At 37.0% G+C, this 22308-nt stretch carries 24 protein-coding genes; 9 read left to right on the forward strand and 15 right to left on the reverse strand.

Features of this window, described 5'->3' with window-relative positions:
• Nucleotides 1-44: 44 nt before the first annotated feature.
• The 5 genes from MHB55_RS11720 to MHB55_RS11740 all read left to right on the forward strand — a co-directional run bounded on the left by MHB55_RS11720 (nucleotide 45) and on the right by MHB55_RS11740 (nucleotide 3519).
• The gene (locus MHB55_RS11720; protein ID WP_154310652.1) at nucleotides 45-545 is read left to right on the forward strand and encodes a DUF1189 family protein; all 501 of its coding nucleotides are present in this window, start codon (nucleotides 45-47) and stop codon (nucleotides 543-545) included.
• A 49-nt stretch (nucleotides 546-594) separates the two neighbouring features.
• The gene (locus MHB55_RS11725; protein ID WP_144535929.1) at nucleotides 595-930 is read left to right on the forward strand and encodes a hypothetical protein; all 336 of its coding nucleotides are present in this window, start codon (nucleotides 595-597) and stop codon (nucleotides 928-930) included.
• A gap of 84 nt (nucleotides 931-1014) precedes the next feature.
• Entirely contained in the window at nucleotides 1015-2142 is a 1128-nt protein-coding gene (gene ispG / locus MHB55_RS11730; protein WP_144535927.1) for a flavodoxin-dependent (E)-4-hydroxy-3-methylbut-2-enyl-diphosphate synthase, read from the forward strand.
• Between the two features lie 11 nt (nucleotides 2143-2153).
• The gene (locus tag MHB55_RS11735; protein ID WP_340863272.1) at nucleotides 2154-2732 is read left to right on the forward strand and encodes a hypothetical protein; all 579 of its coding nucleotides are present in this window, start codon (nucleotides 2154-2156) and stop codon (nucleotides 2730-2732) included.
• A 169-nt stretch (nucleotides 2733-2901) separates the two neighbouring features.
• The gene (locus MHB55_RS11740; RefSeq protein WP_340863273.1) at nucleotides 2902-3519 is read left to right on the forward strand and encodes an NAD(P)-dependent oxidoreductase; all 618 of its coding nucleotides are present in this window, start codon (nucleotides 2902-2904) and stop codon (nucleotides 3517-3519) included.
• Nucleotides 3520-3733: 214 nt separating this feature from the next.
• On the opposite strand, the gene MHB55_RS11745 is transcribed toward MHB55_RS11740, so the two are convergent.
• Genes MHB55_RS11745 through MHB55_RS11755 form a run of 3 tightly spaced genes read right to left on the reverse strand, consistent with a single transcriptional unit; the run spans nucleotide 3734 to nucleotide 5753 of the window.
• Nucleotides 3734-4144 carry a Fur family transcriptional regulator gene (locus MHB55_RS11745; RefSeq protein ID WP_144535922.1) on the reverse strand — a complete coding sequence of 137 codons (411 nt, stop codon included), beginning with the start codon at nucleotides 4142-4144 and terminating at the stop codon, nucleotides 3734-3736.
• The gene (locus MHB55_RS11750; protein ID WP_154310648.1) at nucleotides 4141-4989 is read right to left on the reverse strand and encodes a metal ABC transporter permease; all 849 of its coding nucleotides are present in this window, start codon (nucleotides 4987-4989) and stop codon (nucleotides 4141-4143) included. Before MHB55_RS11750 ends, MHB55_RS11745 begins: the two co-directional genes overlap by 4 nt.
• Nucleotides 4986-5753 carry a metal ABC transporter ATP-binding protein gene (locus MHB55_RS11755; RefSeq protein ID WP_154310647.1) on the reverse strand — a complete coding sequence of 256 codons (768 nt, stop codon included), beginning with the start codon at nucleotides 5751-5753 and terminating at the stop codon, nucleotides 4986-4988. Before MHB55_RS11755 ends, MHB55_RS11750 begins: the two co-directional genes overlap by 4 nt.
• A 102-nt stretch (nucleotides 5754-5855) precedes the next feature.
• Here MHB55_RS11755 and MHB55_RS11760 point away from each other — a divergent pair, with 102 nt between their 5' ends.
• A complete protein-coding gene (locus tag MHB55_RS11760) occupies nucleotides 5856-6116 on the forward strand; it encodes a hypothetical protein (RefSeq protein WP_340863274.1) in 261 nt (86 codons plus the stop codon).
• A gap of 28 nt (nucleotides 6117-6144) precedes the next feature.
• Here the strand turns inward: MHB55_RS11760 and MHB55_RS11765 are convergent, their stop codons facing one another.
• Nucleotides 6145-7032 carry a deoxyribonuclease IV gene (locus tag MHB55_RS11765; protein WP_151109435.1) on the reverse strand — a complete coding sequence of 296 codons (888 nt, stop codon included), beginning with the start codon at nucleotides 7030-7032 and terminating at the stop codon, nucleotides 6145-6147.
• 12 nt (nucleotides 7033-7044) lie between these two features.
• Complete coding sequence (locus MHB55_RS11770) at nucleotides 7045-8343, reverse strand: DEAD/DEAH box helicase (protein WP_144535912.1); 1299 nt, start codon at nucleotides 8341-8343, stop codon at nucleotides 7045-7047.
• A gap of 104 nt (nucleotides 8344-8447) precedes the next feature.
• Between MHB55_RS11770 and vrrA the strand changes: the two genes are divergently transcribed.
• Both vrrA and MHB55_RS11780 read left to right on the forward strand, forming a co-directional pair.
• Nucleotides 8448-9134: a VrrA/YqfQ family protein gene (vrrA, locus tag MHB55_RS11775; RefSeq protein WP_340863275.1), complete on the forward strand. Its 687-nt coding sequence runs from the start codon at nucleotides 8448-8450 to the stop codon at nucleotides 9132-9134.
• A gap of 68 nt (nucleotides 9135-9202) precedes the next feature.
• Nucleotides 9203-10180 carry a 4-hydroxy-3-methylbut-2-enyl diphosphate reductase gene (locus MHB55_RS11780; protein ID WP_151109431.1) on the forward strand — a complete coding sequence of 326 codons (978 nt, stop codon included), beginning with the start codon at nucleotides 9203-9205 and terminating at the stop codon, nucleotides 10178-10180.
• 52 nt (nucleotides 10181-10232) lie between these two features.
• On the opposite strand, the gene MHB55_RS11785 is transcribed toward MHB55_RS11780, so the two are convergent.
• From MHB55_RS11785 to MHB55_RS11825, 9 genes are all read right to left on the reverse strand, one after another.
• Entirely contained in the window at nucleotides 10233-11351 is a 1119-nt protein-coding gene (locus MHB55_RS11785; RefSeq protein ID WP_154310646.1) for a Nif3-like dinuclear metal center hexameric protein, read from the reverse strand.
• A 2-nt stretch (nucleotides 11352-11353) separates the two neighbouring features.
• Nucleotides 11354-12046, reverse strand: coding sequence for a tRNA (adenine(22)-N(1))-methyltransferase (locus MHB55_RS11790; RefSeq protein WP_144535904.1), 693 nt, complete (start codon nucleotides 12044-12046; stop codon nucleotides 11354-11356).
• A gap of 353 nt (nucleotides 12047-12399) precedes the next feature.
• Nucleotides 12400-12783 carry a cytochrome c550 gene (cccA, locus tag MHB55_RS11795; RefSeq protein WP_154310644.1) on the reverse strand — a complete coding sequence of 128 codons (384 nt, stop codon included), beginning with the start codon at nucleotides 12781-12783 and terminating at the stop codon, nucleotides 12400-12402.
• Nucleotides 12784-12924: 141 nt separating this feature from the next.
• A complete protein-coding gene (locus MHB55_RS11800) occupies nucleotides 12925-14064 on the reverse strand; it encodes an acyl-CoA dehydrogenase family protein (RefSeq protein WP_154310643.1) in 1140 nt (379 codons plus the stop codon).
• A gap of 260 nt (nucleotides 14065-14324) precedes the next feature.
• Entirely contained in the window at nucleotides 14325-14891 is a 567-nt protein-coding gene (locus MHB55_RS11805) for a hypothetical protein (RefSeq protein WP_144535898.1), read from the reverse strand.
• A gap of 160 nt (nucleotides 14892-15051) precedes the next feature.
• The gene (gene rpoD / locus MHB55_RS11810; RefSeq protein WP_144535896.1) at nucleotides 15052-16179 is read right to left on the reverse strand and encodes an RNA polymerase sigma factor RpoD; all 1128 of its coding nucleotides are present in this window, start codon (nucleotides 16177-16179) and stop codon (nucleotides 15052-15054) included.
• A gap of 32 nt (nucleotides 16180-16211) precedes the next feature.
• Entirely contained in the window at nucleotides 16212-18044 is a 1833-nt protein-coding gene (gene dnaG, locus MHB55_RS11815; protein ID WP_151109425.1) for a DNA primase, read from the reverse strand.
• Between the two features lie 215 nt (nucleotides 18045-18259).
• A complete protein-coding gene (locus MHB55_RS11820; protein WP_144535892.1) occupies nucleotides 18260-19069 on the reverse strand; it encodes a pyruvate, water dikinase regulatory protein in 810 nt (269 codons plus the stop codon).
• Nucleotides 19070-19080: 11 nt separating this feature from the next.
• Complete coding sequence (locus tag MHB55_RS11825; protein ID WP_151109423.1) at nucleotides 19081-19719, reverse strand: helix-turn-helix transcriptional regulator; 639 nt, start codon at nucleotides 19717-19719, stop codon at nucleotides 19081-19083.
• Nucleotides 19720-20047: 328 nt separating this feature from the next.
• Between MHB55_RS11825 and MHB55_RS11830 the strand changes: the two genes are divergently transcribed.
• Nucleotides 20048-21430 carry a glycine--tRNA ligase gene (locus tag MHB55_RS11830; RefSeq protein WP_144535888.1) on the forward strand — a complete coding sequence of 461 codons (1383 nt, stop codon included), beginning with the start codon at nucleotides 20048-20050 and terminating at the stop codon, nucleotides 21428-21430.
• 80 nt (nucleotides 21431-21510) lie between these two features.
• On the opposite strand, the gene recO is transcribed toward MHB55_RS11830, so the two are convergent.
• Nucleotides 21511-22296: a DNA repair protein RecO gene (gene recO, locus MHB55_RS11835; protein ID WP_154310641.1), complete on the reverse strand. Its 786-nt coding sequence runs from the start codon at nucleotides 22294-22296 to the stop codon at nucleotides 21511-21513.
• Nucleotides 22297-22308 lie beyond the last annotated feature (12 nt).

Here is a 22308-nt window from a genome sequence, read left to right on the forward strand (position 1 = left end):
CTTCATTCTGAAGATGATATTATGAAGTAGGAAGGGTGATATCTATGAATCTATATCAATTATTTAAAGCAAGCTTACATAGCCCTAAAAAAATTGCGGCATTTCGACTTATACCTATTGGAAAGGTTATGCAATACATATTCATCTATGTATTTCTAATGACAGCTTTCTCCTTTTACGGATTTATAAATGGGATTTCAGAACAACAACAAAATGTTGAGGGACTTATTGAATATTTTGCGGATATTCAATGGTTGATCTATCCGTTCGCTTTTATATTTTTGTTTGTATTAAATACTATGTTGATATTTGTCCGTATTAGTATCTTTGCCTATATAGGTACCCTAATACTTCATTTATTAAAACGGCGTGGTGAATATCGTCATTTATGGAGAACGACTCTATTTGCCAGCACTGTTCCAATGTTGCTTTCCATCCTTTTTGCTTTACTGCAATGGTCTAATGATTATTTTCAATTAGTAATCTATGTCATTACGTTTGTCTATTTATTTATGTCTTTAAAATATTATCCTATCAAGAGATAATGCATAATGTTCCCTCCTGCGACATAGAGTTCGTTAGGGGGGATTTTTAATGAAACTATTTTTAGCAACCATCGCGCTACTTGTTTCGTTTTATATTATTAAGGTAGATTTGTTTGAGGGAACTATCCCATTAGCATATTCGAGTGAGATACAAATGGAGAAGTGCATTGAATCTCCTAACTATATTGTTGCAGAGATTATGCCTGGGGAAACTATCTATTCTTTATTTGCGATTTATCCTACTAGTGAAGATATTTCATTTACTAAACGTTTAAATGATTTTTATGAGCTAAATCCTCATTTAAAAAACCAGTCATTCCATGTAGGAGAAAAAGTACTTTTACCTGTTTATACATCGCAAACAAACTGTAAAAAAGAAAATTAGAGGTTTCTTCCTTGTCAATTCATTTGAAAGACTGATAAAATGGTGGATAGTGACGGCATAAAGCCTCAAGAAGGAGAGAATTTCATGAGTGAAATAATTCATCGTTCCAAAACTCGTCCTGTGCGAGTTGGAAACTTGACTATAGGTGGCAGTAACGAGCTTTTTATCCAAAGTATGACTACAACTAAAACACATGATGTAGAAGCAACTGTGGCGGAAATTTTACGCCTAGAGGAAGCTGGTTGTCAAATCGTTCGTGTAGCTTGTCCAGATGAACGTGCCGCTTATTCGATCGGCGAGATAAAAAAACGTATTAATATTCCATTAGTAGTGGACATCCATTTTGATTATAAATTAGCGCTAATCGCTATCGAACAAGGTGCTGATAAAATTCGTATTAACCCAGGTAACATTGGGCGCAAGGAAAAAGTAGAAGCTGTAGTAAATGCGGCTAAAGCAAAAGGTATTCCAATCCGAATCGGTGTTAATGCTGGTTCTCTAGAAAGGAAAATTCTAGAGAAGTATGGCTATCCTACAGCAGATGGTATGGTAGAAAGTGCTCTTCACCATATAAAAATTCTAGAAGACTTAGATTTTCATGACATTATTGTTTCGATGAAGGCTTCTGATGTTAGCTTAGCAATTGAAGCTTACCGCAAGGCTTCTGAAGCATTTGACTACCCACTTCACTTAGGAATCACTGAGTCAGGTACATTGTTTGCAGGTTCTATTAAAAGTGCTGCTGGCCTTGGAACACTTCTAGCGATGGGTATTGGTAACACAATGCGTGTATCTTTAAGTGCAGATCCAGTTGAAGAAGTAAAGGTTGCAAGAGAGCTTTTAAAAGTATTCGGTCTTTCTTCTAACGCTGCAACACTTATATCATGTCCGACTTGTGGACGAATCGAAATAGACCTAATTTCTATTGCAAATGAAGTAGAAGAATACATTTCTCATATTAAGGCACCTATTAAAGTAGCAGTATTAGGATGTGCAGTAAACGGACCTGGTGAGGCTCGTGAGGCTGACATAGGTATTGCAGGTGCACGAGGAGAAGGTCTTTTGTTCCGTAAAGGTAAAACTGTTCGCAAAGTTCCCGAGGAAACAATGGTTGAAGAGCTTAAAATCGAAATTGATAAAATTGCTGCTGAGTATTTTGCACAACAAGAGCTAGATAAACAACAAAAGGATGCTGAAACACAACAAGCGTAAGGAGAGATACAATGACGAATGTACGATTCGGCATAGATATAGATGGGACAGTTACTTGTCCTACTTCTTTGCTTCCACATATAAATGATGCTTTTAAATGTAATTTACAGTTAGAGGATATTAAAGAGTACGATTTAACAAAGGCATTTGAAGTAGACCAAAAGGAATTTTTTGAATGGTTTAAGTCGTCTGAGTCAGTAATCTACGCTACCTCCCCTATTCAAGCAGATGCTAAAGCGGTTTTATCTGCTTGGAAGGAAAAGTATGAGCTATACTTTATCTCTGCTCGTGGAGAAAATGTCATGGACGTAACTTTAAACTGGTTTAAAGAGCAAGAGTTACTATATGATCATATCGAATTGATCGGTACTCACAACAAAATAGAAACTGCCAGAAAACATGGCGTACATGTATTCTTTGAAGACAAGCATGACAATGCTGTAGAAATTAATGAAGAGCTAGATATTCCAGTTTTATTGTTCAACACTCCATATAATCAACAACCCGCTCCTAAGGGCGTCATCCGAGTGAATAACTGGATTGAAGCAAATAATTGGATCGAAAAAGAATTTTCGATGACTATTAAGTAATATGAAAAGGGGTAACCTGTTAAGGGTTATCCCTTTTTTTAGGTAAAATAGTATTTTCAAGCTTCAATTGAAATGTTACTTAATCAATACAAACTTACTTGTAATCGGACATAGGTGTTTCCTGATTATAGGCTAAGTAATACAAAACATTAGAAAAGAGGAAACAGACATGGATATTATTATATTCGGAGCAAATGGCGGTGTAGGCAAACAATTTACTAAATTAGCATTAGAAAAGGGTCACTCTGTCACAGCATACATACGGACCCCCTCTAAGCTAGCGATGGAGCATGAAAATCTGACTATTATTCAAGGTGACGCTTTTGACAAGAAAGCCGTCGAGGAAGCTATAAGTGGCAAGGAAGCAGTTATTTCATGTTTAGGATCCACTACTGGGATGAAAAAATCTACTCAACTAGAAAATATGATAAAAAATGTAGCTGATGGAATGGTTGCGAATAATGTGAAACGAATTATTTATACTGCCTCTGCAGGTGTGGAAAATGAAATACCAGGGATAATGGGCAAAATGATGATGAAAATGCTGGGTAACGTGTTAGCCGACCATAAAAATGCAATTGATTACATTAAATCGAATGATTTAACTTATACAATTGTTAGACCAATGGGACTAACAGATAAAGCATTTACTGGTAATTATAAAGAATCTACTACAGGTGTTCCTAATTCAGGGCGATCTATATCTAGAGCAGATGTTGCTGAATTCATCTATAAGGCATTAACAAATAGCGAATACGAAAACACTTCTGTAGGAATTAGTAGCTAAAACCTTTTAAGATAAATGAAACTAACAATCGTGGACACATACTTGAGAAGGAAATAAGCCACAACAAGCAGCAAATAATAGTGGCTTAATTCTTCACTCCCCATTCTTTTCCTGACTACGCTTTCTCTCAGAGAATTTTACGACAATCCTACGGAAATTTACTACAATCTCCTGGCAACAAAAAAAAGTGTAAACCATTAAAGGCTTACACTTCTCAATGACATTCTGGACAGTTTCCGTAAATCTCAAATTTATGATTTTCTATCTCATACCCCGGTATACTATTTTGAAGCACTTCCATTGGGCAAAAATTGATTTCTTTAATGTTGCCACATTTTAAACAAATAAAATGGTGATGATGATGATCTACTTCACATTGCATTCGAAAGTTCTTTTCCCCTGCCAGCTCTGTTTCTTCTAAAATACCAAGCTCTACGAAAGTATTAAGATTACGGTAAATTGTATCGTAGCTCATACCCGGGTGTTCCTCCATCATGACATCTAATATATCTCTAGCTGTAATATACTTACTTGTTTTAGAAAAAATATCGAGAATCTGTTCTCGCTTATCGGTTTTCTTAAAGCCTTCTTTTTTTAAAAGATCCCATGCTTTTTCTATGTTCATGTTGCAACCGCTCCTTTTCTTCCCACCTTTTTAGCTAAGATAGCTAGAAGCAAGATAATAATAGAAGTAACGACAATAGTTCCACCTGGGGCTAAGTCCAAATAAAACGCGCTTACTAGTCCAATGACAACAGCTAGTTCGCCAAAAATTACAGATAGAATAAGAGCCTGCTTAAAGCTTTTGGATATTCTCATAGCTGCTGCCACAGGCAGTGTCATAAGCGAAGAAACAAGTAATATACCGACAATTCTCATAGATGCAGCAATCACTAGAGCTGTTACCACCATGAAAAGCATATGGATCCATTTAGCAGGAAGACCTGAAGCCTTTGCATATTCTTCGTCGAATGATAAAACAAAAAGTTCTTTAAAAAATAGCCCTAAAAATAATAACACAACAATTGAAATGCTAATAACTATCCATAAATCTTGTCTGCTGACGGCAGATACGGAACCAAATAAGTAACTAAACAAATCTGAACTGAATCCCTCAGCTAAAGAAATAAATATAGCACCAAAACCCAAGCCTGCTGACATAATGATGGGAATTGCCAATTCTTCATAATGTTTATATAGACGACGCAGCCTTTCGATAAAAAGTGAGCCCGTAACCGAAGCAACTATTCCTAAATATAATGGATTAAGTAGCGCTAGTGCCCCAATCGATTGGCTTAAGTAAAGACTACCTGCTATCCCTGCAAGGGTCACGTGGCTCAATGCATCTGCTATCAGTGATAGCCTTCTTACAACGATGAACACGCCCAACAGAGGAGCAATAATTCCAATAATCAACCCCGAAACAAATGCATTTTGAAGAAATTCGTATTGAAAAATAGATTCTATCATGACTGTACCTCACCTTGGTGCTCAACTTTACGGACCGAATGACCGTACCATGCTTCCAATTGTTCTTCACTCATCAATTCCATGTCTTTTTTAAAACCATGGAAGTGCATTCTTTGATTTAGACATGCCACATGACTGATGCTAGTTGAAACGGCGTCAACATCATGGGTAACTAGTATGACAGTAATATTATGTTCACGATTCAAGTGTACTAACATATTATAAAATGAACGAACATTTTTGCTGTCAATTCCAACTGTAGGCTCATCTAATATTAATATCTTAGGATTACTAATCATTGCTCTTGCGATGAATACTCTCTGTTGCTGGCCACCAGAAAGCTCTCCTATATTTTTATCAGCGAAATCTTCCATTCCTACTGCCTTTAATGCTTGTCGAACTTGAAGTTTAATATTCTTAGGGAAACGCTTAAAAAGACCTGTTTGTTTAACAATTCCGCTTCTAACCACTTCACTTACTGTGGCAGGAAAGCCCGTATTAAACGAATTCGACTTTTGAGATACGTAGCCTATCCATTCTCTCTCTTTAAATTTATGAGCAGGCTTTCCAAATAGGAATACCTCTCCATCTGTTGGCTTTAACAGTCCTAGTATAATCTTTAGAAGTGTGGACTTTCCAGAACCGTTAGGACCAATAATGGCTAGGAAATCTCCTTCCTCAATGACTAAGTTAATATCGATTAACGCTTGTGTTTGTTCGTATTTATAAGAAATATTATGTAATTTGATTAATGGTAAGGACACTTTGTTTCCTCTATTCTAATTCAGAATGATTACGATTTACAATGATAAAGTATAGAGGATAAATCGTATTGTGTAAATAAAATTGCTTGAAAGGATGTTCATATGGATATTGGGAAGTTTATAATTCAACTACAAAACTGTACTAAAAAAGAATTTAAACAAATCCTAAAAGGATTTGAGGTGAAGCTGTCGGATAAAGAAATAGAGGGAGTTCATCCTTTGCTTCAAGAAATTTCTATAACTTGGCTAGTATTAGGAGTACCTAATGCCATCCAGCAAAAACTGATTCAAATTTTAGGTGAAAAGCGCGCTATTACTCTTTATGAGCAGTTAAAAGAAAAAGGCCCCTCCTCTTTTCGTTGAAAAGAGAAGGTGCCAGACAATTTAAATATTACACAGTAAGTAATTCTAATGCCTTAGGGTCAAATAATTTAGAACGAAGCATCTCAATCTCCATTTTATAAGGAGCTTTTTTCGATTTAGCATCTACACCAACAAAAGGCGTCTCTAGTATTTTAGGTATTTCTGTAAGCTGTGGATGATGCACAACATATTGAAGTGCCTCAAATCCAATTTCACCAAATCCAATATTTTCATGACGGTCTTTAGCTGCTCCACAAACGTTCTTACTATCATTAATGTGCAACACTTTTAAACGGTCAATTCCAATAAGTTTGTCAAACTGATTTAATACACCATCAAAATCATTTACTACGTCATAGCCAGCATCATGTATATGGCATGTATCCATACAAACTGACAATCGATGATTATTTGTAACACCATCGAATATTTGAGCAAGCTCTTCAAAAGTCCTTCCACACTCTGATCCCTTACCTGCCATTGTTTCTAATGCAATTTGGACAGGGTGTTCAGTTGTCAAAACTTCATTCAAGCCTTCTATAATTTTTTGTATACCTGCTTCAGCTCCAGCGCCTACATGAGCTCCTGGGTGAAGAACAATTTGTGTTGCACCTATCGCAGCAGTACGCTCCACTTCTTTTTGGAGAAATTCTACACCTAAAGCAAATGTTTCTGGCTTTGTGGTATTTCCTAAATTAATAATATAAGGTGCATGAACCACAATATTAAAGATGTCATTTTCCTTCATATGCTGTAATCCAGCCTCAATATTTAATTCCTCAATTGGTTTTCTACGTGTGTTTTGAGGTGCTCCAGTATATATCATAAATGTGTTTGCACCGTATGATGCTGCCTCTTTACTAGATGCCAGAAGCATTTCTTTACCACTCATGGAAACATGTGATCCTAGTAGCATGGAAGTTCCTCCTTATTTCTTACGGTTTTTAATGCGACGCTCTCTTTTCTTCACTTTGTCCATTTCCCATTTCATATTACGCTTGTAGCCTGGTTTAACTTTTTTAGGTTTACGGACTAGCGCCTTCGCTTTAGCATCGATTTCATTTTCTACTTTTGTTCTATTCTTTCTCGCATGGCGTTCTTTTAGCTCTGTCCATTCACCGTTACTTACATCTTTGTGTTCAAATGTAATGCCCATTTTTTCTATACGGTTTAACGCATCCTCATCAGATGGTTCAAACAATGTGATTGCTGTCCCAGTTAGCCCTGCGCGAGCCGTTCTACCAACTCGGTGAATAAAGAATTCTAAGTCCTCTGGAATTTCATAATTGATGACATGGCTTACTCCAGGAATATCAATTCCACGAGCTGCTAAGTCTGTTGCAACTATATATTGATATTCTAATTCATGAATTTGTTTCATCACGCGTTTACGATCACGAGGAGAGATATCTCCATGTACAACGCCTACTTTTACGCCGTTACCTTGTAAGTAATTTGCAACTTCATCGGCATTTTGCTTTGTATTAGCAAAGATAATTGCCAAATAAGGATTGATACCTTCAATAACATCTAATAATCGTTTTTTACGAGATTTACTACGTACAGGTACAACAGTAAAGTCAATACCATCTGCTACTGGGCGTTTGTCACCTATTTTAATATGCACAGGAGAGTCCATATATTTTTTCAAGAATGGTTGTAGTTTTTCTGGAATAGTTGCAGAGAATACAAACATCTCTAATTGATCAGGCATACGTGATGCGAACTGATCTATTTCGTTTATAAAACCTAAATCAAATGCTAAATCTGCTTCATCCACTACTAATACATTTGCAGTATGAACTAAAAGCGCTTGTTCAACAGTTAAATCACGAAGTCGACCTGGTGTACCAACGACTATTTGTGGCTGTGTTTTTAACTTTTCGATTGAACGAGCCTTGTCTGTTCCTCCTATGAATAGCTTAGTTTGAATCTCTGTACCCTCTATTAACTTGTTCAACTCTTTATATATTTGAGTTGCAAGTTCTCTTGTTGGAGAAGTTATGATTGCTTGTACCTCTTGTTTACTAGCATTTACTTTTTCAACAATCGGTATCAAGAAGCTATGAGTCTTTCCAGTCCCCGTGTGTGCTTGACCAATCGCACTTTTCCCCTTTAATACTAAAGGAATGATTTCTTTTTGAATTGGTGTTGGTTCCTGGAAGCCTAATTTATTTATTGCTTCTTGTAAAAACGGTTGAAAATTATAATCTGTGTATTTGGACATTTGAGTCCCTCCCTATCATATCTTTATTGTAACACGATTGTACATAAAACGGATAATTTGCATAGAATAGAATAGTCTGTATGTTCGAAAGGAGATGAAACAAATTGCGCTATGAATCTTTTTATCCATTCGCTCAAAGAGGGAATGACTTTTCTAATTTTGGCAATCAAAATTCCTTCCAGAATGCCCCTCCTCCTCCACAAAATTTCGGTGAAGCTCCAAGTGGACCTAGTAATGGACCGGCGAGCGGACCTCTTACTAATTTAGTAAGACATTTCCAAGGAGGCAATGGTGGTTCTTCAGCTCCACCTACTGGAGGCGGTTTTAGCCAGGGTCCTCCCCCTGGAGCTGGCATGTTTGGGCAAGGACCTCCTCGTGGAGGATTTAATGCGGGAGGACCGCCAGGTGGTCCTCCCGGAGGTTTTGGACCAGGACCACAAGGCTTTGGGCAAGCCGCAGCAGCGGCTGGCGCTGCTGGTGCCGCTGGAACTGCTGCTGCAGGGGCTAGCGGTCTAAGCAGTAAAACGATGTCTTATTTGCAGACTGCTGATAAGTTTATTAATACAGCTCAACAACTAACACCTATGGTCAAACAATGGGCACCTATGATACAGAATGTACCTGCACTATTGAGACTTTATCGAGGCTTCACAGCTGCTCCTGCTGCAGGAGCAGCAGCAACTGCAGCCACTACAGCTTCGGCGGCTGCAGCCCCGGTAGCAAGAGCAGCAAGCGCGGTAGCTTCCACTGGAGGTGCCTCGCTACCTCGAATCTTCCAGCCGCCGTTTTAATACTTTGTAATCAACCTTAACCTCCGTTATAATATGAGTATGCTCGTATTGAAGGGAGTTTCTTAAAAATGATTGTACAAAAAATTTCGCCTAGAGGATATTGTTATGGTGTGGTGGATGCTATGGTTATTGCACGTAACGCTGCGATGGACTCATCTCTTCCACGGCCAATTTATATATTAGGAATGATTGTTCACAACAAACATGTAACCGATGCTTTTGAGCAAGACGGAATTATTACACTGGATGGAGAAAATCGTTTAGATATCCTATCCAAAGTGGAGAAGGGTACCGTTATCTTTACTGCTCACGGTGTTTCCCCAGAGGTAAAAGAACTGGCACGTAAAAAAGGTTTAGTTTCTATAGATGCCACCTGTCCTGATGTTACTGTTACCCATGACTTAATCGAAGAAAAAACAGCAGAGGGCTTTGAGATTATTTATATCGGGAAAAAAGGACATCCCGAGCCAGAAGGCGCTATCGGAGTTGCTCCAGGTAAAGTACATTTAGTGCAGACAATTGAAGACATTGAAAATCTATCCCTACCTGACGAGAAATTATTAGTGACGAACCAAACTACAATGTCTCAATGGGATGTTGTTCATTTGATGGATAAATTAAAAGAAAAATTCCCTAACATTGAAGTTCACAAAGAAATTTGTCTAGCAACTCAAGTAAGACAAGAGGCAGTTGCTGAACAGGCTGGCAAAGCAGAGCTTCTTATTGTGGTTGGCGACCCAATGAGCAACAACTCTAACAGACTCACTCAAGTTTCAGAGGAGATTGCAGGAACACCATCGTACCGAATTGGTGATATTTCCGACCTAAAATTGGAATGGCTAGAAAATGTCAATCATGTTGCGGTTACTGCTGGTGCATCCACACCAACTCCGATTGTAAAGGAAGTTATTCAATTTCTAGAAAAGTTTGATCCGAATGATCCATCAACTCATGATACTTCAAAGAAAGTACTTCCTGAAAAAATTCTTCCAAAAATTAAGATTCCTAAACCAGTTATTCGAATTGAACCATATTCTATCAATTAACAAAGCTGCTTCCTTGAGAAGCAGCTTTTGTTTTAGTGTGGACACTTATCCCTTAAATTATTCGAAAGGGCTCAGTAGATAATTGTGATGCAATAAAAATACAGTCCAATTTTTTTTCCTCACATTTAGCATTCATGTAATCTGAGACGCCTTTTTTCATGATCTGCTCTATGTGATGTCCAGGATCAATAATAGCAAGGTCTATTGCCAGGGCATCCTGTGCAATATGGAAATATAAATCACCTGTGACCAATACATCTGCTCCTGCTCTTTTCGCTATTTGTATATATTTGTTGCCATCTCCGCCTAATATTGCAACCTTTTGAACAGGTTTTTCCATTGTTCCCACTACCCTAACAAATGGAACATTTAATTGAGATTTAACGGTGTTTGCATAATCCCCCAATGAGACTGAATTTGGTAGTAAACCTATTCTTCCAAGTCCCTTTTCATTGACTTCTATATCAAGTTCCATCAAATTGTATGCTGGTTCTTCATATGGATGAGCATTTAGCAGGGCTTTTAGGACTCTATTTTTCTTTGTAGCCGGGAACACTACCTCGATTTTATCTTCCTCAACTACTGCTAGTTTATTTGCCTCTCCTATATAAGGTTTTGCTTCACTATTTGGCTTAAAACGGCCCTCTCCGGGAGTTGTGAAGCTACAACTATCATAGTCACCTAGTTTACCTGCTCCTGCCTCCCCAATCGCTTTTCTCACGGTTTCAGTCGCTTCTTTAGGCGTAAAGACCTCTAGCTTCATTAGCTTCTCAGAAGTAGTCGGCTCTAAAATGGATACGTTCTCTAACTTCAAGGCATCGGCCAATAAATCATTTACTCCCCCTGTTGCAATATCCAAATTAGTATGAGCTGCGTAGACTGCAATTTCATGCTTTATCAACTTTTCAAATAAACGTCCTTGAGGTAAATCAGTTCTAATATTTTTTAGTTTATTATAGATAGGCGGATGATGAGCAATAATCAGCTGACATCCTTTTTCAATTGCTTCATCCACCACTTCGTTATTGACATCTAATGTTACAAGGACCTTAGTAACTGGCTTATCTAACCTTCCAATTTGAAGACCTACAGAATCTCCTTCTACTGCTAAAGAGCGAGGAGCCCATTCTTCAAAAAAGGAAATAAGATGCTGTCCATTTGTTTGCTTCATACTCACAACAGCTCCTTAACGATTGACATCTTGTTCTCTAGTTCCATTATTTTATGTTCAACTTCAGTGGAATTAGGGATAGTCTTTAATTGTGTCCATATTCTTTCCCATTCTTTCACTTCAACTGACCATTTTTTCTTAAATATATTTGTTCTGACTTGCATTAATATTGGTCCAACTAAGAGCTCCTGCTCAGTAAGAGTCATGCTCCCTTTTTTTAATACGATTACTTCATATATTTTAGAATGCTCCTCTAGAATAGTTTCCTCTTCAATTTTCCAGCCTTCTTTGACTGCCCATTCACGGATTGCCTTTGCGTGGATATTAGGTTGGAGAATTAACGTGTGGACATTCGTAAGCTTATGCTTGCCAGCTTCTAAGATGGAAGCGATTAATGGACCACCCATCCCAGCAATAGTAATCGTGCCTACGTGATCTTCCTCATTAATAACTTGTAATCCGTCTCCAAAACGGACCTCTATTTGATTTTCTAAACCTTCATTTTTAACTTGCTTTAAGGCAGATTCATATGGTCCTTTTACAACTTCACCCGCTATCGCTTTTTTGATAGTGGATTGATGCACTAAATAACATGGTAAATAGGCATGGTCACTTCCAATGTCAGCTAAAATAGTATTTTTTTCTACGTAGGAAGCTACTGTTTTTAGTCTATCTGATAAATTTTTTGCATTCATTCTTTACACCTCTAAAGTTATTATAACAAAAATAAAAAATGCGTTCGAGTACTTGCAGTGATAGTTTTCATTTATATAAAAGTATAACACTGCCCTAGTTTGAGATTTAACATGTCGTTGATTGGATTATTAATTACAAATGAAATTTTATCGAAGAGTTGTATTGATAGATTATCGCTTTTCCACACTTTTAACAAAAATCATGTCTTACGATTGATTCTTGCCCAAATTTTAATCATTTAATAAAATTCACATGAATATGTAATTTTATATTCTTTCTTGTCATTCATAAAAAGCAATATTAAAAAAAGACCTCGATTCTTAAAAAGAATCCGAGGTCTTTTATCGAAATATTACTTACCTAAAGATTTGATCCAAGTAGCCATTTCATCTAGGTTTGCTTCTGGTACTAAGCCAGCAGGCATAGCGCCTTTACCGTTTGCTAAAACGTCTTTGATTTCATCTTCCGATAGTGCAGTACCAACTAATGATGGTCCCATTCCACCTTCATATGAGTTACCGTGACAGCTAATACATTTTCCTTGAGCAAGTGCTTCAGGATCGAATTCTCCAGCAGCAGCATCTTCTCCGCCTTCAGCAGATTCTCCACCTTCAGCAGATTCATGTTCTGAAGTGATTTCTTCTTTGTTACCTACGCCATCGATAGATAGGAAGAAAATTAAACCGATACCAAATGCCATAATTAATATAAATGGAATAATTGGATTCTTTTGCATAGTTAACCCTCCTTCTTTGATACATTCTTTTCTAATATAGAATTAGTCAACACTCATATTGTACTCCATTGTGTCGAAAACGAAAAGTGTTATTGAAGAAGTTTTATAGCTTTGTGACAAAATCGACATATTTTTTTTAAATTAACAACCAATATGTCTAGCAATTACCATTCGTTGGACCTCAGACGTACCTTCTCCAATTTCCAGTAGTTTTGCATCTCTCATAAAGCGTTCCACCTCATACTCCTTCATATAACCATATCCTCCGTGCAGTTGAATTGCTTGATCTGCCACTTCCATTGCAATTTCGGACGCATATAATTTACACATAGATGCCTCTTTACCAAAAGCACGTCCTTGATCCTTCAACCAAGCTGCCTTATAAACCATAGTTCTTGCTAATTCTATTTTCATGGCCATATCGGCAAGCTTAAATTGCGTAATTTGAAATTCTGATAAAGTTTTTCCGAATTGCTTACGCTCTTTAGAATATTGTAGAGCTCGATCAAAAGCTGCCTGAGCAATACCAACTGCCATTGCTCCAATACCAATTCGTCCACCGTCTAAGGTAACTAAAAACTGTCTGAACCCATTTCCTCGCTTACCTAACAAATTCTCTTTAGGTACTCTTACATTATCTATTACCAATTCCGTTGTATTAGATGCATTCAAACCCATTTTTTCATAATTGTCGATAACAGTGAACCCTTTAGCATCTGTAGGAACTATAATTGCTGATATTTCCTTTTTACCATCCTTAATATCCGTTATTGCAGTCAAAGCAAGATGCTTTGCATAGCTAGCATTTGTTATAAATGCCTTACTACCATTTATGACAAAATCATCGCCTTCTTCTTTGGCGGTTGTTTGAGTTCCTCCTGCATCAGATCCAGCGTTAGGCTCCGTTAAACCAAACGCACCGAAGGATTCTCCTGTACAAATTGGAACTAAATACTTTTGCTTTTGCTCTTCTGTTCCAAACAAGCTAAGCGGAGCTCCTCCTAGTGAAATATGTGCCGAGTAGGTAATGCCTGTAGAGGCACATGCACGGCTCAATTCTTCTGTTACAATAGCAAAGCTCACTGTATCTGCCCCTGCTCCACCATACTCTTCTGAAAACGGTAAGCCCATCATCCCCATGTCGGCTAACTGTTTAAAGACTTCTTTCGGAAAATGCTTTGTTTTGTCACGCTCAATAGCTCCAGGAGCTACAACTTCGTTAGCAAACTCCTTAATAGTCTTGCGAATCATCTGTTGTTCCTGAGTTAAATCAAAATTCATTTTATTCCATCCCCTTTGTAAATAAAAACGCTTACTTTTTTATTATACAAAAGATTGCGGAAATTAGCATATTAAAAAGCGATTCTATGTCACTAGTAATAATTATTACACAATAAATTGAAAGATTTATTATAAGAATTGGTCCAAAAAAATAGGAAGCCAAGCCTTTCCTGCTTATTTACAAGCAAGAAGGTTTGGCTTCCTATTAAAATTAAAAACAAACTCAAAATTACCAGATTTCCAATTAATACATAAATTATCTATACGATATATATATAAGCTATATACACTAGTATGAAGATTATTCCCACTATACCGGAGATAGTGAAGTAAATTAGCTTCAAAAATACTCCAGAAAGAAGCCATAAAATACAATTAGCGATAATCATGAATAATAATATATTTGGTTCACTTATGAAGTAGGCTTCCCAAATTTTAAAAGTAACCCCTAGCAAAAGCAACGCAGAAAAAACAAATAAGAGTGGGGTTAAAAGAGAGTTATTTTTTGCTAGTTTAATAGCAATGTAGACAAATGATATCACAGCAACTCCAGCAAATACAATCGGTAATATGTTTGAAGTCATAGTTAATAATGCGGTTAAAATCGCTAAAGTAATTAGTCCTATGAGAAAAATAACTCCATTCATTTTTAATGATGTTTTTTTCTTTTCCTTTTGCAAAACTGCTTGATTGTTTACTTCTATTTCTTCTTTCTCCCCTTGTGCATAAAGAGCAGTAAGAAAATCACAGTAATGCTCCGGGAGAAGTTTATTTTGCTTCCAGAAAGCTATTTCATTCAGTATTATTTGCTTTTTTTGAACTGACATACTAATCCTCTTTTCCATTCTCTTCCTTATGCCAATTGGATAATCTGTGTTTGAAGACTTTGAGTTTATATCTTTCTATGTATCAGGTTGATTGCAACTTTTGGAAATATTTCGTATTTTATTACTGTAAAAAAGGCATCCTTTTTAGGATGCCTCTTTATTATTCTAAGAAATCTTTTAAGCGTTTGCTTCTAGAAGGATGACGTAACTTTCTTAAAGCCTTCGCTTCAATTTGTCGAATACGTTCACGTGTTACGCCGAACACCTTGCCAACTTCCTCAAGAGTTCTCGTACGCCCATCATCTAATCCAAAGCGTAAACGTAATACATTTTCTTCACGGTCTGTTAAAGTGTCTAACACATCTTCTAATTGCTCTTTAAGAAGTTCGTATGCTGCATGATCAGAAGGTGATTGTGCATCAGCATCTTCAATGAAATCTCCTAAATGAGAATCGTCTTCTTCCCCAATAGGTGTTTCTAAGGAAACTGGTTCTTGTGCTATTTTTAAGATTTCACGTACTTTTTCTGCTGGAAGATCCATCTCTTCTCCGATTTCTTCCGGTGAAGGCTCACGTCCTAAATCTTGTAGTAACTGACGTTGAACTCGAATTAGCTTGTTAATTGTTTCAACCATGTGCACTGGAATACGAATTGTTCGAGCTTGGTCAGCAATTGCACGAGTTATCGCTTGTCGAATCCACCAAGTTGCATAAGTACTAAATTTGAACCCTTTACGGTGGTCAAACTTCTCTACTGCTTTAATAAGACCCATGTTACCTTCTTGAATTAGATCCAAGAATAACATTCCTCGTCCCACATAGCGTTTAGCAATACTAACAACTAAGCGTAGGTTTGCCTCTGCTAGACGTTTTCTAGCTTCTTCATCTCCTTGCTCGATTCTTTCAGCAAGTGCGATTTCTTCCGAAGCCTTCAACAGATCTACTCGGCCAATCTCTTTTAAATACATACGAACAGGGTCATTGATCTTAACGCCAGGTGGAACACTTAAATCATTGAGATCAAAGGTTTCTTCTTCTTTCCCTTTCATCAAACGATCTAAATCCTCTTCATCTCCGTCTTTACGACCAAGTTCAATTCCTTTGCCCTCTAAATGCTCAATGAACTCTTCGATTTGATCTGATTCCAAATCGAAAGAAGCAAGTTTGTCGGCTATATCATGGTAAGTTACCTCACCATTTTTTTTACCTAGTTCGATTAATTGTTTTTTTGCATCTTCTAATGATAATTCGATATCCGTTTCTTTTGTACGTTCAGACTTGTCCGCCATAAGAATTCCTCCTTTTACTACCGGATGATTATTTATTGAAAATCTACTAAAGATTTCTTTAACTGAATGGCCTCTTGTGCCAGCTGGAGAGCTTTAGTTATATCCGACATTTTTTCAGCCTCTTTAGCTTCATGTAGCTTACGTTCTATTTGCTGCTCAATCCGGTATTTTCTAATATGGCGCAAACAGTCCATGACTTCTTCCGTTTCATGCTCTGGATCACGTTCTGAGAGCGCTGCTTCCATTACTATTTTTCTAAGTTCACCATCATTTAAAACTTCTAAAAACCTTTGATAATCACCATCGGGATAATCTTCGTAATAACCCATTAAGCGAACATATGCAGCTTCATATGCATCTCTTATAAAACATGGGCCATCATTGATGTTACTTATTGCAATATCAATTACTTGAGGGTTGTGAAGCATATGTGCCAACAATATTCTTTCCGCTCTTTCATCCGCTGAAATGGTTCGTTTCTTTTTCGGCAGCTCTTGAGGAGACGCAATAGGAAGAGAATGATTGCTTTTAGTTTCTTTTGCTTTTTTCCCCTGTATTTTGCGCAAATGTTGATATATCGCTTCTTCTGATACGTTTGTCTCTTGAGACAGCTGGCGAATATAGAGATCTCGCTCTACAGTAGAGTTTCTATCACTCAGTATTTCCAATATCTCTTGAATATACTGAAGCGTATCATTTTCGTTATTAAAATTCTTGTCCCTCTTTGACACAATCATCATAAATGAAAGATAAGAATGAGGTTTGTCAATAATTTTTTCCCTAAAGGCTACTTCTCCATAATTTTTTATATAGTCATCAGGATCCATTGCATCAGGAATAATTGCAACCTCAGTTTGAATACTTTGGCCTTGAAGAGATGTTGCAGCTTTACGAGCAGCCTCCATTCCAGCTTTATCACCATCGAAGCAAAGAGTGACATTGGTAGTTAATCTCTTGAGCTTGGTTATATGTTGAGACGTTAAAGCGGTTCCCATTGTTGCAACACCGTTTGTTATACCCGCTTTTGATGCTGAAATAACATCTAAAAAGCCTTCAAAAATAATCACATTGCGTTGCTTACGTATATCAAGTCTTGCTTTATCTAAGTTATAGAGAATTTGGCTTTTCTGAAAAATAGGAGACTCTGGACTATTTAGATACTTTGCTTCGTTTTCTTTCTTGTGTAGTATCCTTCCAGAGAACGCCACTACGTGTCCGGTTTCATCGAAAACAGGGAACATAATTCTTCCGCGGAACCGGTCAAAATACTTCAGCTCATTTTCTTTTCTTATAATAAGTCCAGTTTTCTCAATTTCTTGTAAATCCATACCTTTTCTCTCTAATAAGGTAGTAAGAGCATCCCAGCTAGGTAGTGACCAGCCTATTTTATACTTTTCTATAAGCTCGGTAGAAAACCCTCTTTCTTGTAAGTAATGTAATGCATTTTCTCCCTCCTCCGTGTGAAGTAACAGATGATGAAAATATTCGCTAGCAAACTCATGCGCTTTTTTCATAAGAGATACTTCTTTAGAGACTGGTGCTTTTTCCTCTATACTATGAGCTGACTTATGTTCAATCTCCATACCGAGACGACTACCAAGCTTACTAACAGCTTCATGGAATGAGAGATTTTCAATATCCATTAAAAACGTAATTACATTTCCTCCGGCTCCACAGCCAAAACAATGAAAAATTTGCTTTTCGTGTGTGACTGAAAAAGATGGGGTTTGTTCACCATGAAAAGGACAAAGGCCGAAGAAGTTTCTACCTCTCTTCGTAAGTTGAACATACTCACTGATTACATCTACAATATCTGTGTTATTTCTAACTTGTTCGATTACTTCTTCTTCTATACGATTCGTCATTATTTCACCATCTTTACTTGCTACTTAGTATTAATTCGAGAGACTTAAGAAAAATCCTGCAAGAATCGACAAAATAATTACACAAAAATACGAAATAATTCTTTTTTCCACAAAGAATTATTATAAAACATTTCAATATATTAATCTATACTTTATTCGCTTTCGTACATAAAAAAACCTTTTCACATTCGTGAATCGGTCTTTAATATTTCAAATTATTTTTGTTGGATTTGATTTATGACTAGATTAGCAGTTTCTTCTACTGCCCTATTAGTCACATCTATTACCTGACATCCAATTCGATTGACGATACGTTCAAAGTGTTCAATCTCTTCATTTATACGTTCTATCTTCGCATAGCTCGCATCATCCTTCAAACCAATAGCGATAAGTCTTTCTCTTCGAATCGAATTAAGTTTATCCGGAGTAATAACTAATCCAAAGCACTTCAATGGATCTATTTGAAAAAGTTCCTCTGGAGGCTCTACCTCGGGCACAAGTGGTACGTTAGCCACTTTATATCTTTTATTAGCTAAATACTGAGATAATGGAGTTTTAGAAGTTCTTGAGACACCAATTAATACTATATCAGCTTGTAAAAGACCTCTAGGATCTCTTCCATCATCATACTTGACAGCAAACTCCACTGCTTCTATTTTTTTGAAATAGTCTTCATCTAGTTTGCGAACAAGACCAGGCTCTTCAAATGGCTTTTCATCTAATTTTTTTTCGAGCAGACTAATAACAGGCCCAATTAAATCTACACATTGCAAATCGTACTTCTTGCAATACGTCACAATTGCCTCTCTCATATCATGCTGAACTAATGTATATAAAATACAAGCGTTCTGTTCTTTAGCCAAAGCAGTTATCTCTTTAATGTGGTCCATGGAGTCAATATGGGTAAATCTTTTTAGCTTTGTATGTTGCAAGCCAGGTCTAAATTGGCTGATTGCAGCCTTTGCAACTAATTCACCCGTTTCTCCTATAGAGTCTGAGACAATAAACAGGTTTAACATTTTCATTTTTTCACTCCTCATAAATCATGGTCATCGGCTAAAGATAAGAAAGCTCGTGTAATATTTGTCTTTGTTATTCTTCCGACAATCTCTAAACCATCTTTAGTTTCTTTAACAACTGGTAAAGAATCGATTTGTCGACTCATTAGTTTATTAGCTACTTCTATCAATGTATCTTCTTTTAAACAATACGTCACATTAGGCATTCTTGTCATAATCATATGTACCGGCATTTTGGTTAGATCTTGATTTCCAATACTTGTACGTAAAAAGTCTTTCCTTGAAAGAACTCCCGACAATACAGATTTTTTATCTACCACGAACAACGATCCAACATCCTCTAAAAACATTTGACATATTGCATCGTAAACTGACATACCTTCTTCAACAACAACGGGGATAGATTGAAAATCCTTTACTAGCATCTGTGCAATATTATCTGAAATAGCCTGACTGGTTTTTTTACCAGAATAAAAATATCCAACACGTGGACGAGCATCTAAAAAACCAGCCATCGTTAAAATCGCGAGATCCGGTCTAAGTGTAGACCTTGTTAAACTAAGTCGTTCTGCTATTTGTTCACCTGTAATAGGCCCATTCCCTTTTACAATGTCCAAAATTTCGACCTGCCGTTTGTTGAGTTCGATTGGACTCACCGCCTCAAAATTATACTTATTCTAAATAATTATATACCATTATGCATCACATTGCTAAATAAAGAAGCATATGTTACAATCATCAATAATATTAAAGCGTTGAAGAGCATTATAAGTACTGTTATTTTAGCGAGTGGTGATAGTGTAAGACCACACCTACAGGAAACGGCAGCTCGGAGCTTAAGCTTTTAAAGTGGATTGTACAAACAATCAATCGGGGTGGAACCGCGGGTTATAAACTCGTCCCCGGGCTATTGTAGCCCGGAGACGAGTTTTTTTGTACTCATTTTACTTTAAAAGAATATTTATCAAATAGGAGGTATGTCAAATGGAATTTTCAATGGAAAATGTAGTTAGTTTAGCAAAACAAAGAGGTTTTGTATTCCCAGGCTCTGAAATATATGGAGGTTTGGCAAACACATGGGATTATGGTCCTTTAGGAGTAGAACTAAAAAATAATGTAAAAAAAGCTTGGTGGAAAAAATTCGTTCAAGAATCACCATATAACGTTGGTTTGGATGCAGCAATTCTGATGAATCCAAAAACTTGGGTTGCTTCAGGACATATTGGCAACTTTAATGATCCTATGATTGACTGTAAAAAATGTAAATCACGCCACCGCGTAGACAAAATTATTGAAGATGCATTAGATAAAAAAGGAATAGAAATGGTTGTAGACGGTCTTTCCTTTGAAAAAATGGAAGAGATTATGAAAGAACATGAGATTGTCTGCCCTTCTTGTGGTGCTTATGATTATACAGAGATCCGTCAATTCAACTTAATGTTTAAAACTTTCCAAGGAGTAACAGAATCGTCTACTAATGAAATTTTCTTACGTCCAGAAACTGCTCAAGGTATTTTTGTAAACTACAAAAATGTGCAGCGTTCTATGCGTAAAAAAATGCCATTTGGTATTGCCCAAGTAGGTAAGAGTTTCCGTAATGAAATCACTCCTGGTAACTTCACTTTCCGTACTAGAGAATTTGAACAAATGGAATTAGAATTCTTCTGTAAGCCTGGCGAGGATATGGAATGGTTTGAGTTCTGGCGCAATTATTGCAAAGAATGGCTTTTAAATTTAGGTGTTTCTGAGAATAGCATACGTCTAAGAGACCATTCTGACGAGGAGTTATCACATTACTCCAATGCAACAACAGATATCGAATATAAATTCCCATTTGGATGGGGAGAGCTTTGGGGAATTGCTGACAGAACAGACTTCGACTTGAAGCAGCATATGGAACACTCTGGTGAGGACTTCAATTATATCGATCCAATAACAAATGAAAGATATGTCCCTTATTGTATCGAACCATCTTTAGGAGCTGATCGTGTAACTTTAGCATTCTTATGTGAAGCTTATGATGTAGAGCAACTAGAAGGCGACGATCAACGTACAGTTCTGCGCTTCCACCCTGCTCTTGCTCCTATTAAGGCAGCAATCTTACCTTTATCTAAAAAACTTTCTGAAGGCGCTACTGCTTTATTCTCTGATCTTAGCAAGCATTTCATGGTGGACTATGATGAGTCACAATCAATTGGTAAACGTTACCGTCGCCAAGATGAAATTGGCACACCATTCTGTATCACATACGACTTCGATTCAGAAACAGATGGCCAAGTTACAGTTCGTCACCGCGATTCTATGGAACAAACTAGAATGCCAATAGCAGATGTAAAAGCTTATATTGAAGAGCAATTACAATTCTAGTTAATGCATAAAAGGAGAGAAAGTGAAAAATTCACTTTCTCTCCTTTTTCTTATTTTTACAAAAAAATGCTCCTTCGAAATTACTCTTCCGAAGAAGAATCCTTTTGAGGATTATTATAGAACTCTGGGGTCTTTTCCATTTGGTCCAAAAACCCTTGAGATTTTAAACGTACTCCTACTTGCTCATTATAAATTGTTCGCACAATTTTTTTTATAAAACCTTTTGTTTCTTTTTTTAAGGAAAGCTTACCAACCTGATCTATCGGGACCGTATAAAATGTTCTGATTAGCTTAACCTGAGCTGGGGTTAACCGAATTAAGTATGGATCAATCGAAAAGCAACGATGACATAAGAAACCTATCTGAGCGAAGGAAAATGCAAATTCTCCATCTGTAGATCCACAATTTGAACATTGATGAAGTACAGGATATATGCCCGCAACAGGTAACATCTTCCATTCTACAAACAAGCTAATTGCCTCTGGGTCATAGCCTTCAGTTATAGCCTCTAACGCTTGCTGTAAAATCGTAAATACATGCGGTTTTGGTGACTCATCATCTATTAACTTATCAACTAACTCCATGATAAAGCTTGCATAGGCGGTTGTAAAAATATCTTCCCGGATTACACGCATCGAGTCAATAATTTCTCCTTGCTGCAGAGATCCCATGCCTCTTCCTTGCTGAATTAAGAAATATGCATAAGTAAATGGCTGAGAAATAGAAGAGAGCCGGCTCGTCGGCTTTTTTGCACCACGAGCCATAGCTGCCCTTTTCCCTAATTCTCGTGAGAAAATAGTTACTATTTTATCTGTTTCTCCGTAAGATGAGGTTCGTAAGACAATCCCTTCTACCTTTTGAAGCAAAAGCCTTCCCTT

This window comes from Psychrobacillus sp. FSL K6-1267, from assembly GCF_038003265.1.
GTDB lineage: Bacteria > Bacillota > Bacilli > Bacillales_A > Planococcaceae > Psychrobacillus > Psychrobacillus faecigallinarum.